This window comes from Brevibacillus sp. HB1.3, assembly GCF_013186635.1.
GTDB lineage: Bacteria > Bacillota > Bacilli > Brevibacillales > Brevibacillaceae > Brevibacillus > Brevibacillus brevis_D.
Genome location: NZ_JABMIT010000001.1, coordinates 524,705 through 536,372, shown reverse-complemented (window position 1 = coordinate 536,372; position 11,668 = coordinate 524,705). Strand labels below are relative to the sequence as shown.

Below are 11,668 nucleotides of genomic sequence, written 5' to 3'. Positions count from 1 at the left end.
GAATGGAGCGAGAGAAACAAAACGACGGCAATTCCACTATGCGCCGCCCTACAGAAGAGCCCAAGCTGCCCGAGGCATGGTTGCGTTTTTTGGAAGCTGTTCAAGAGCATTTTTCCGAAAACCAAACAAAGAAAGAGTAAGTGTGAAAAACCCAAGGCCTGATCCCGTTATGGACCCTAGCCTTGGGTTTGATTTTGTAAGCAAACCCTCCACAAAGGGAGGGTCAGCTACGCACGAATTCTCATCAGAGCGCGCTCTTCTTCTTTTATCCGCGGACAGGTGTAGCAATACTTTTGCTCCCCCGTCTTATAGTACAAGCAGCATTGATTCTTGATCCGAACTTTCCCTTGCGGATCACGCATATCCTCAATCCAGCGTACTTTCACGCGAAATGGATTTTTTTGCAATCCAAAGCTCTCGCCTTCCAACTGATTACAGAGGACATCGTAATCAGCCTTCACTTGCTCCTGGATGCTATCCTGTTCTACCAACGCCACAAAAGTATCCATATAGTAATTGAACCTGGTTGGGAACTGTCCCCAAAGCATCGCTTCGGGGTTTCCTGTTACCTTTGCAAGCGTCGTGAGCAACGGGTGCAGGAAGTCTTGGAAATACGCACGATAGCATTCCTTCAGCCAGATTGCGCGCTCTGCTTCGCTGGTTGGCGCTTCTACGATCTCATATGCCGGGATCACAAAGGCGAATTGCGGATAGTCATCCTCATAAAACAATTCAAATGTCATATGATCCAGCGTCATGATAAGTGCACGATTCCAGACAGAGCTCATGTACGAAAGACCGAGCGAAGGGCTCGTGAGCCAACTGCTGATGTAAGTACCTGCAGCAGTCAGCTTGTGTGCCTTGATCAGCGGAGCATAGATTTGAACTAGCTCATTCATATATGTCGGTTCTACCAAATCTCTTGCCTTCATTGAAAATAAGGCATTGGGTCTTGATTTTGAAGTAATGTGAAACCGTTGTGCAATAAAATCGTCATCCCATTCTAGCATCACGAACTCCCTCTCTTTTCATGATCAAGAAAAAACGCTGTTTGACTGGTCGAGGTACGTGCCGAACTGTGCTTGATACAGTCTGCTATAGATGCCTTCGCGAGCCAAGAGCTGATCATGACTTCCTTGCTCTGTGATGCCTTGTTCCGTTACAACGATGATGCGATCTGCATTTTTAATGGTAGCCAGTCTGTGGGCGATCACCAATGTCGTACGGCCTTTGGACAATTCCTGCAAGGACTGCTGGATCGCCGCCTCCGTTTCGGTATCGAGTGCAGAGGTAGCTTCATCCAAAATCAGGATTGGCGGGTTTTTCAAGAACATGCGCGCAATCGCCAGTCTCTGTTTTTGACCACCAGACAATTTGACGCCGCGTTCACCAATGATCGTCTCCAGACCAGCAGGCTGAGAACGGATAAACTCTTCCAACTTAGCCAGACGTGCTGCTTCCCAGATCTCTTCCTCCGAAGCATTCAGTTTTCCATATACAATATTTTCACGAATCGTCCCTGAAAAGAGGAACACATCTTGCTGAACGATCCCGATTTGGCTGCGCAATGATGCCAACGTGATTTCACGAATATCCATTCCATCGATGGAGATGCTACCCCCGTCGATCTCATAAAATCTCGGCAAGAGGCTGCACAACGTGGTTTTTCCTGCTCCAGAAGGACCTACAAACGCAATAGTCTCGCCCGCCCGGATGTTTAAATCAATGTTTTGCAAAACCGAAGACTCTTGGTCATAGCTAAACGAAACATTCTTGTACGAGATATCGCCCTTCAACGACTCTACCTGGATCGCATCCGGAGCATCCGCAATATCTGGTGCTGTGTCCATGATTTCGATGTAGCGCTTAAATCCGGCAATCCCTTTTGGATAGCTCTCGATAATCGCATTAATTTTTTCCAACGGACGGAAAAATACATTCGTTAACAGCAAGAAAGCGATAAATTCACCGTAGGTCAATTCACCTTGAATCACAAACCAGCTGCCGCAAATGAGGACAAACAAATTGACTAAACGCATCAGCACGTAACTGACGGAAATATTTTGGGCCATGATTTTGTAGGACAACAGCTTTGTAATCCGAAAACGCTGGTTGTTCTCTGCGAATCTTTTGTTTTCAAATTGCTCGTTGGCAAACGCTTGTACGACACGCATTCCACCTACGTTGTCTTCAACACGTGCGTTGAAATCTGCCATGTCACCGTACAGACGGTGGAACGCTTTCGTCATTTTACGGTTGAAGTGAACAACGAAGAATATCAAGAGTGGAATCACCAAAAACGTAAGCAGCGCCATTTCTTCGTTAATATTAAACATCAGGAGAAAAGCACCGATCAGCGTCATCACGGCGATAAACAAATCTTCCGGACCGTGGTGAGCCACCTCCCCGATCTCCATCAAGTCATTCGTTAGGCGAGATAGCAAATGCCCCGTCTTGGTATTATCGAAAAAGCGGAAAGAGAGCTTTTGAATATGGTCGTACAGCTTCTTGCGCATATCCGTCTCGATATTAATTCCAAGCATATGTCCCCAATACGTGACGACATAGTTCATCCCGGCGTTCAGACCATACAAAGCCAAAAGTCCAATGCACGCCCACACGATCATGTTCCAATCCTTGCTCGGAAGTAGTTGATCGACAACCATATTCACTGCAAGCGGAAATCCCAACTCCAACAAAGCAACGAATACTGCACACGTGAAGTCGAGGATGAATAATCCACGATAAGGCCGATAGTAAGAAAAAAATCTGCGAAGCATGGAAGCAGCAACTCCTCTCTCTCAAGAACAACATCGTATCAAGTATTTGATTTTGAAAATCATTTTCATTATATATGGATTTATCTTTTATATCGATGCTTTATTGGAATTTTTTTCTTTGCCGAGCACATTGGGAGAAAAAAACGGTTCGAGCCTCCTTCTCCATCAAGGAATGAGAGGCTCGAACCTGAATTTCACTTAGTGCAAATCTTGATACTGAGATTGTGTGCTATAAATAGATATCTTTTACACAATTCATGATGTTTTGAACCCATTCTTTACTGTTGCTTACACTAGGTACATCTCGTGTGCTCATTAACGATATTCCCTTACCGGATTCTTAGAATATTCTTCAATTCTCTGCATATCACCTTTGGAAGTTATTTTAACATTGATTAGATATGATTCTAGGGCTTTTGTATTTCTGACTTTTGTCATATATGTCCCATGTGAGAAATTGTAAGTAGGCTCATCTGTCCTTAAGCTCTCAATTGGTAAATTATACCTCTCACTTACATACTCTGTTGCATAGTTAATAGCCAATGCCTTGTCTCCAGATGTTCCATAAAATATAGTGTAAAGGTTCCAAACTAAAATAATACAAAGTACACTAACTACACTCCAAAACATCCTTTTTTTCATGGTAAATATCCCCCATCTATAAGAAATGATAAGGAGCAGACTGCAAGTGTGCGATTTCTACCAATTTCATACTTGTAAGTAGAAAAACTATTAAACGAGTCTGTTGACACAGTATGAGTGTGACCTCGGTTTATGTAACTTTTTAACCCACTTTGAAACTGACATGCCCTATGACTTTCCGCCATGATACTTGTAAATAGCGTTTATCATCTCAGTTCTGGTGAAATAATCTAAACCATCTATTGTGTCAAATCCTTTCTAACTCATAATAATATCCGATACGCTCATCGTGCCCGTTTAGCAGTTCATTTAGTTAAATCTCGGATACGTTAGGTGCAGTAGGGTACTAATTTTAAAGCTCTTTTACTTCTCCAGTTTGTGCATTGATTTGTAAAATAGTATCTGTTTTATGATCATAGTCGGTTGCTTTTATCAGCCAATGATCTTTCTGTCCACTTGCACTTTTAATAATGATTCCATCATTATGTGTGCTCTTTAAGTAATGGATTGCGTGTTGAATCGCACTTTTTTCATCCATTTGATTAATAGGATTGTTGCTTTCTTCATTAATTACAAGTTTACTGAGTTCTGCGCCACTGGGATAAGATTGTGCTGATGGTGTTGTTGACCATGTAGATACTGTGTGACCCACTTCGATTTCATCATACGAGATGTTATTCCCCTTGCTATTGAGGAATACGGCTTCTTCTTTTGGGAAATACCACTCTGCAGCATAGAAGTTCTCATCGCTCGTCTTGGTTTTATCATTTTCTATAACTAAGAGACCTTTTTTTTCAAAATCTTTTTCAGTTACGTATCCTGTTAATGCTTTCTTTTCAACATCCTTGTGATTAGTTGCACATCCAGTTATAAGTAATGCTGCAATGATTAATATCAAAGCTTTTTTCAATGTGCTCATTTCCTTTCTTATTCCCCCTCCAATTAGTTGATTTCAACGTTCCACACTTCACTCTTTTCATTTGACTTCCTGAAATGCAAACTGTATCTCCAATGGTTTCATCCCTTGTTCTCTGAACCTCTGTAATAGTATTGTATTCTGATTTATAACTTCCAAAAACATGGTAAGTAGCATCGTCAGATCCGTTTGTTAGTTCGATGAGTGCTGCATCCACACTACCACCGAAATTAAAATCTCTTTTGTGCTTGGCACCGCCGATCGATAAATCAAAAATATCCGTAGCTGGAATGATAGGGACGATGCCCTCCCCGACATTGTAGCCTTGGCCCTGTTCTTCCATATAACGCATGGCTCCACTTGCTGCATCCAATCCATAGGCACTGCCCCCTGTTAAAACGATAGCATTGACCTCCTGGACAGAATTGATCGGATTCAACAAATCTGTTTATCGTGTCCCAGGCCCCCCTGCACTTTCGATCGGAAAGTCGTATATCTTTTTGTCCTTTTTACCGTTTCCTTCAAAAAAGGATGGCGGAACAGTATTGAACCTTCAACAACTAAAAATGGAATGGCTTTCTAACGTGCGTGCTGACATGCTAGCAGGTATTACGGTTGCACTTGCCCTGATTCCGGAAGCCATCGCTTTTTCTATTATTGCCGGTGTCGATCCAATGGTTGGGTTGTACGCTTCCTTTTGTATTGCAGTCACCATTGCATTTGTCGGGGGAAGACCGGGCATGATTTCCGCAGCTACAGGTGCGATGGCGTTATTAATGATTACTCTGGTCAAGGAGCATGGCATCGAGTATTTATTTGCGGCCACTGTTCTGACCGGTATTTTGCAACTGGTACTGGGTGCCTGTAAAATCGGCAGGCTGATGACCTTTGTCCCCCATACCGTCGTACTTGGTTTCGTCAATGCGTTGGCTATTCTCATCTTTATGGCTCAGCTACCCCATTTCATTGGGGCGTCCTGGGTTATGTATGTCATGCTGGCTGGAACGCTCGCGATCATCTATTTGTTGCCGCGTCTCACCAAAGCAGTCCCTTCAGCTCTCGTAGCAATCATCGTCATGACCGTCATTTCCATCTGGGCAGGTCTTGATGTACGGACCGTTGGCGACATGGGTGAAATCACACGTCAGTTGCCGATGTTCCACATTCCTAGTGTCCCGTTGAACTGGGAAACACTCATGATCATACTGCCCTACTCCTTTCCACTTGCTTTGGTTGGGATTCTGGAATCATTGATGACGGCTGCCATTCTCGATGAGATGACAGATACGCGCAGTAACAAAAATACGGAAGTGAAAGGCCAAGGGATCGCCAACATCATCACCGGATTCTTTGGCGGGATGGCTGGTTGTGCCATGATCGGACAGTCTGTTATCAATGTGAAATCAGGGGGACGTGGCCGTCTGTCTACCTTGGTTGCAGGGATTTTTCTCTTGTTCCTGATCCTGGTCCTTGGAGATGTCGTCAAACAAATCCCGATGGCTGCCCTCGTCGGTGTCATGGTCATGGTATCGATTGGGACGTTTAACTGGCAGTCCATATGGGACCTGCGGAAAATTCCTGTTGGGGATGCCGTTGTCATGATAACTACAGTGATCATCGTCGTCGCTACGCACGATTTGGCAAAAGGGGTCATTTCTGGTGTGATCCTAAGTGCGGTCATATTTGGCTGGAGGATGGCCCGCTTGCATGCCACCTCCTACGAGAGCGATATGGGCGAAAAAGTGTACACCGTCTCGGGTCAACTGTTCTTCGGTACCATGACACACTTCGTCGACCAGTTTTCCTTTCAGGATGATCCCCAGCAGATTATCATTGACTTTTCTCGTTCCCACGTCTGGGATTTGTCAGCTGTCACGGCTATCTCGAAAGTCGTAGAGAAATACAGACAGCTGGACAAATTAGTCGTCATCACCGGACTTAATGATGAAAGCAAGCGATTGATTGATCGTGTGGGTATAAGCACACCTGCCGGACATTAACCTGCTGTTTACATGAAAATCCCCTAATGAGTACAAGAGCTTCCTCTCTTGTCGTTAGGGGGTTTTCTTTTGTCCGAATGAAGTCAAGGTTTCCTCTTATTTCATTTTTGCAATAGTCCGATCATATTTCCGAATTGGTCAGCAGTAAATTGCAATGCTAGAATGATCAATAACAATGTTCCTGCTTTTTAACTGCAAAGGTTGTGACAGAAGATGGAATTTTCATGGAAACGTAATTTGATCGTGTTATGGATTGGGGTATTTTTTTGTAGCACCGCCTACTCCATCTCCATCCCTTTCCTGCCCATCTTCCTCCATACTTCACTGGGGGTCAATGAGCATCTGGAAGCCTGGTCCGGCATCTCGTTTGGCATCACGTTTTTAGCAAGTGCACTCATCTCGCCATTTTGGGGCTCTCTCGCAGACAAATATGGACGAAAGCCAATGTTGATCCGCTCTGGATTTAGCCTCGCTTTGTTGTACTTTTTGACGTATTTGATTACAGACCCTTATTTGTTTCTTGTGTTACGGATCTTCCAGGGCTTGCTTGCCGGCTACGTACCTGCCGCCATTGCACTGGTAGCGACGAATACACCAGAAAAAAGCGTCGGGTACGCACTCGGGATTATGGCGACTTCGGGAGCAACAGGAGGAATCATCGGCCCATTGGTTGGCGGTGTCGTCAGTCACGTATGGGGAAACGCAGAAGCTTTTATTTTTTCAGGATTTGTCGTGCTGGTAGCAGCGCTGATCGCTACTTTCTTCGTGAAGGAAACGAACTTGAACCGCTCCGGCAGTCGCTCGAGTGTACGAGAAGATTTGCGCGCTGCGATGGCAAACCGCCCGTTGATGGCCATACTGGGTATGAGTCTGATGGTCACGATTTCCGTAATGCTTCTTGAACCTTTATTAACCGTGTATGTCATGCAATTGGGCGCTTCGCAGCAAGACGCATCCCTTAGCTCCGGCATCATTTTTGCGGCAGTCGGCATCGCGACGGTCATTGCTGCTCCACAATGGGGAAAACTCGGGTCAAATGTCGGTTATTCCAAAATCTTGTTCATCGGTTTAATGGGTGGAGCCATCGGAAATTTACTGCAATTTTTCTTCACCAATCTGTATGGATTTGGCATTTTGCGATTCGCGTACGGACTGTTTTTTGCCGCTGTTTATCCGTCGATCAACGCCATGATTGTAAAGGTCACGGACCCAGAATTCCGTGGCAGGGCGTTTAGCTTGAACCAATCCTCGACGCAGCTCGCGACGATGATGGGGCCAATCATTGGCGGTTTTCTCGGAGGACTCATCCCGATTCGCTACGTATTTATCATCAATGGTATCGCGCTGTTGATTACTGCCATCGTGATTCGATCCAAACGAGCACAATTGGTCGGACAGCCGTTGAAGCAGCAAACAACGGAGCCTCAGCTAGCTACGAAGTAAGCTGGTGTAGCCTGATCACATGGAAAACTCCCGCTCAAGCGTACAGGTGAACACCTGGCGATGACAGAAGGGAGTTTTTCACGTGATCCCGCCTTTTCTTCCACGATTGTATTCGCTACAATAGTAAGTACTTAGAATTTGAACAGAAGATTCTGATAAACAAAAAGTCAAATTACATCCCCCATGGAACAACCCGCATATTCCGATTTGACGAGACCACTCATTTTATCTGGGGAAAGGGGAACACGTACATGTCGGGGAAAACGGTGATCTTGCTTATTCTGATCATCATCGGGCTGATCTGTGTCAATTTGTTTGTCTCCAACGGTTTCATTCGCCTGCTTGCCATCGTAGGAATCTTAGGGATTACTTTTGTTCTGCAGGGGGCCGTGGTTCGAAAGCGATGAAGAGCGGGCGGTTACCAGTGAAGGCGATCTACACCGTCACGCTGGCTTTTTTATGAAAACACTTGTAATCAGGTAAGCAATTTACACTGATCCCTTTAATCCCCGCCTTAATTACATACGGTTAGAGCTGTGATCTATTGATTAGCAATTGGATGCGACATTCAATAAAACTACATCCATGTTTGCGAATTTCTTCTCCCACTAAGGCCTTACCATTTTTTATACGTGGCGACTCCTGTTTTGCTGGCGCACCCAGAATAGGTTTTCAAAAAATAAGTATTGCTCTGATTGATCGAATACCAACACCCCTTCTTTTACAGGGGTGTTGGACTAACTTGAACGCGTCATTAGTGTTTCCAATGCAGCACTTCATCCGGATTGGCAATATTTCGTCCGTAGTATTGGTGGGCGCGGAAGTTGTGGATCTCCTGACAGGCCTTGGACATATTCCCGAGTACGACTTCCTGTGGTAAATCATCGTGCGGACTCCAGTAATAGATTTTCATTTCATATGTCTCGCCATTTTCTTCTTCCCAGCTGTATTGAATGCGGTCCGCTTTCACAAACCCGTTCTTTTGATAAAAATGGACTCTCTTGATGGAATCTTCATCATTTCGATCGATAGGTTCTACCTCCAGAATGATGTCTTTCCCTCTCTTTTTGAGTGTCTGGATGACCTTGGTACCGATACCTTGTCCACGCGTGGCAGGATTGATTAGGAGGTAATCGATGAAGATAAACGTCGGAAACTCCGCGTACAGCAAAAGAAATTTGTCTGTATCGACTTTGTGGTAAATGTCTGTTTCCCTGATAAGCGCCTGAATTTGTCCTTCCTTTTTCATTTCATATTCTGGAAAGTATTCATTTAATCGGTCATACCAATCCATGAGACATTCCCCCACTTGATCACTCGTAATGATCTCTTTAGCTTATACAGAATTGCCCAAAACCACTCAGTGTCAAAACAGCATAGATGGAAAAAATCCTTGATTTAATATTATGACACTTCCCCTAAACAGCTAATCAAACCTGACATTATAAAAAGTTCAAAAAACCTGTTATGACAACGGTTTGTCATAACAGGTTTCAGATGATATTTGTCACTTTTCCTTCTAATCAGGTGACATACTTAAATATAAGCAGTGAAAACATCAATTATAAATCACATTTCCCCATCATGAATGGACGAGCACAATCTTCCCACGCACCCTACCCGTTTGACTAAAGAGATGCGCATCTCGAACCCCTTCAAGCGTCAATGGATATACCTTCGTCAAGGTAGGCTTTACGTTCTTGGCTTCCACTAGCGCACGGATATGATTCAGATTTACCCTATCTGGACGCGTAAACACAAAAGCAACATCCAGCTCTCGTTCTTTCTCAGCCACTTCAGCGAACGAAGGTTTCTTGGCATCACGCTCGCTGATAATGGTTGCCACTCTTCCTTGCTGCTTCATCAATTTTAGAGCATCACCATACGCTTCTCCACCCAGCGTGTCCAACATGAATGAAAATTTTGTAGAGGTATGAAGTGGTCCTTGATCATATTCGATGACTTCATCTGCTCCCAGCTCACGTACATAATCGCTGTTTTGGGAGCTGGTTGTCGTAGCCACATAGGCACCTAGCGCTTTTGCTAGCTGAATCGCCATGGAACCGATCCCGCCGCTTCCTCCCAACACCAGGACTTTTTCTCCCGCTTGCACCTTTCCTACCTCTACCAATGCCTGCCAAACCGTTAGTCCGACCAGTGGTAGCGAAGCCGCTTCCGCATACGACAAACCACGTGGCATCGGAGCTATGATATTCGCCGGAACAACAATTTCATCTGCGTATGTCCCTTCCCTTTCCAGCTCTGGACGGAAGAAGACATCGTCTCCGATTTGAAAATCCTGCACATTTGTACCGACAGCCGTTACCGTGCCCGCGGCATCCCACCCTAAAATAAGTGGCAGTTCAAAAGGAAAATCTGCTTGTAACAGTCCTTCCCGCACCTTCCAATCCACGGGATTTACCCCGCTCGCTTTTATGGAAATGAGCACATCGTCCGGCCCGATTGGTTTTGTTGGCCATTTAATTTCAGTTAATTGCTGGATACCACCGTATTGCTTAATGCCAATTCCTCTCATCGAACTTCCCCTTTTCATTCGACTATTTTTCGCAATTGGTTTTCGATGTGACTCTCTCCCCATTCACACATGACATCCAGAACCTTCGACAGGGTCTTGCCGTACTCCGTCAGGTCATACTCGACGCGCGGGGGAACCTGCTGATACACATTGCGGGTAATGATGTTGTCCGTTTCCAATTCTCGCAGTTGCTGCGTTAACATTTTTTGCGTGATGGCAGGCATTGCGCGTTTCAATTCGCTTGTTCGCTTTGCCCCTTTTGCCAACAAGCAGAGGATCACTACTTTCCACTTTCCTCCAATAACTTCCAGTGTTGCCTCTACAGGGATATTGTATCGTCCCATATCCTCCCCTCCTCATGCGAAGATGTAGTCAAACCCGCTCCGGTGCGTCGATATGGGCCGGGAAATAAGGCAATACTTCTTGTCCAAGCTCATCGATGACCTCGTCAATGGGACGCTGGCTAGGGAACAGGGCGAAGAACAAATGATTGACACCGACCTCTTGATACACGGCCAGCAGTTCTAAAAGCATTTTTCTACCGACTCGGTACCCTAATCGAATCGGCGTGACTGACTCATACGGGTCTTCCGCAAGATCCAAGTGAAGAGGCTGAATAAACGGTTTGAATACACCTGGATGATATTTCTGGACAAGCTCTCTCCATTCTTGGATGGCATGTGCTTGATTGAATGGATCACGTGGGTAATAAATCCAGCCATCTCCGTTTTGCGCAAACCAGTCCATCGTTTGTTGACTGTACCCCGTGATAAAGGTAGGAATGGGCGAAGTCGATTTAGGCACAAGATTCGCTCCATTAATCATACCGTATGGAGAGTTGATTTTCGGGAAATCCTCTGTCATAACCTTCTGCAAGTAGTCGTAGCCATCGCGAAACAGCTCCGCACGCTGTTCATGCGGCACATTCAACCCATGAAAATCAGCCCGTCTGTCCCCAGAAGAAATCCCCATCATCAAACGTTGGGGAAATAAATTTTCGATGGTCGCTGTCTCTTTTGCCACTCGCAACGGATGCCGCAGTGGAAGCACGATGCTCGAGGTACCAAAAGCGATTTTTTTGGTTTGCGCAGCCAAATAGGTTAAATAAATCATCATGTCATAAATTTGCCCAGTTGCAGGGTCACCAAAAGCAGGGTCCTGCAAAATCACATCGCGCAGCCAGATTCCAGTAAAGCCATAGTCTTCTGCTGCTCTGACGAGTTCAACCTGGCGCTCCATTGTCGGCGCTTCCCATTCGTATGCCTCCAGCGGAATGTGAAATCCTAACGTCATCTTTCCTTCTTGGAACATTCGCTGAAAACCATAGTGACCGTCAAATTTGCTCATCGAT

General features: G+C 45.2%; 13 protein-coding genes. 4 read left to right on the top strand and 9 right to left on the bottom strand.

Annotated elements, in window-relative coordinates:
• Positions 1-2: 2 nt before the first annotated feature.
• Positions 3-140 (top strand): hypothetical protein, encoded by a 138-nt coding sequence (locus HPY31_RS02805; RefSeq protein WP_172138215.1) that lies wholly within the window; start codon positions 3-5, stop codon positions 138-140.
• Between the two features lie 87 nt (positions 141-227).
• Here HPY31_RS02805 and HPY31_RS02800 read toward each other — a convergent pair whose 3' ends face one another.
• The 5 genes from HPY31_RS02800 to HPY31_RS29125 all read right to left on the bottom strand — a co-directional run bounded on the left by HPY31_RS02800 (position 228) and on the right by HPY31_RS29125 (position 4,780).
• Complete coding sequence (locus HPY31_RS02800; protein WP_253901647.1) at positions 228-899, bottom strand: IucA/IucC family C-terminal-domain containing protein; 672 nt, start codon at positions 897-899, stop codon at positions 228-230.
• 135 nt (positions 900-1,034) lie between these two features.
• Complete coding sequence (locus HPY31_RS02795) at positions 1,035-2,780, bottom strand: ABC transporter ATP-binding protein (protein WP_172138213.1); 1,746 nt, start codon at positions 2,778-2,780, stop codon at positions 1,035-1,037.
• A gap of 315 nt (positions 2,781-3,095) precedes the next feature.
• Positions 3,096-3,422, bottom strand: a complete 327-nt coding sequence (locus HPY31_RS02790) for a YfjL-like protein (RefSeq protein WP_172138211.1) — start codon at positions 3,420-3,422, stop codon at positions 3,096-3,098.
• A 352-nt stretch (positions 3,423-3,774) separates the two neighbouring features.
• Positions 3,775-4,341, bottom strand: coding sequence for a hypothetical protein (locus HPY31_RS02785; RefSeq protein WP_172138209.1), 567 nt, complete (start codon positions 4,339-4,341; stop codon positions 3,775-3,777).
• Positions 4,274-4,780: a hypothetical protein gene (locus HPY31_RS29125; protein WP_371811661.1), complete on the bottom strand. Its 507-nt coding sequence runs from the start codon at positions 4,778-4,780 to the stop codon at positions 4,274-4,276. Before HPY31_RS29125 ends, HPY31_RS02785 begins: the two co-directional genes overlap by 68 nt.
• 124 nt (positions 4,781-4,904) lie before the next feature.
• On the opposite strand from HPY31_RS29125, the gene HPY31_RS02775 reads away from it, so the two are divergent.
• From HPY31_RS02775 to HPY31_RS02765, 3 genes are all read left to right on the top strand, one after another.
• Positions 4,905-6,338 carry a SulP family inorganic anion transporter gene (locus HPY31_RS02775; protein ID WP_172138207.1) on the top strand — a complete coding sequence of 478 codons (1,434 nt, stop codon included), beginning with the start codon at positions 4,905-4,907 and terminating at the stop codon, positions 6,336-6,338.
• A 213-nt stretch (positions 6,339-6,551) separates the two neighbouring features.
• The gene (locus HPY31_RS02770) at positions 6,552-7,781 is read left to right on the top strand and encodes an MFS transporter (protein ID WP_172138205.1); all 1,230 of its coding nucleotides are present in this window, start codon (positions 6,552-6,554) and stop codon (positions 7,779-7,781) included.
• Positions 7,782-8,032: 251 nt separating this feature from the next.
• Positions 8,033-8,188: a hypothetical protein gene (locus tag HPY31_RS02765; protein WP_015890926.1), complete on the top strand. Its 156-nt coding sequence runs from the start codon at positions 8,033-8,035 to the stop codon at positions 8,186-8,188.
• A gap of 347 nt (positions 8,189-8,535) precedes the next feature.
• On the opposite strand, the gene HPY31_RS02760 is transcribed toward HPY31_RS02765, so the two are convergent.
• The 4 genes from HPY31_RS02760 to HPY31_RS02745 all read right to left on the bottom strand — a co-directional run bounded on the left by HPY31_RS02760 (position 8,536) and on the right by HPY31_RS02745 (position 11,664).
• Positions 8,536-9,075, bottom strand: a complete 540-nt coding sequence (locus HPY31_RS02760) for a GNAT family N-acetyltransferase (RefSeq protein ID WP_172138203.1) — start codon at positions 9,073-9,075, stop codon at positions 8,536-8,538.
• Between the two features lie 288 nt (positions 9,076-9,363).
• On the bottom strand, positions 9,364-10,317 hold the full coding sequence (locus HPY31_RS02755) for an NADP-dependent oxidoreductase (RefSeq protein WP_172138201.1): 954 nt from the start codon (positions 10,315-10,317) through the stop codon (positions 9,364-9,366).
• A 14-nt stretch (positions 10,318-10,331) separates the two neighbouring features.
• Complete coding sequence (locus HPY31_RS02750) at positions 10,332-10,661, bottom strand: winged helix-turn-helix transcriptional regulator (RefSeq protein WP_137029205.1); 330 nt, start codon at positions 10,659-10,661, stop codon at positions 10,332-10,334.
• Positions 10,662-10,689: 28 nt separating this feature from the next.
• Positions 10,690-11,664, bottom strand: a complete 975-nt coding sequence (locus HPY31_RS02745) for an LLM class oxidoreductase (protein ID WP_172138199.1) — start codon at positions 11,662-11,664, stop codon at positions 10,690-10,692.
• Positions 11,665-11,668 lie beyond the last annotated feature (4 nt).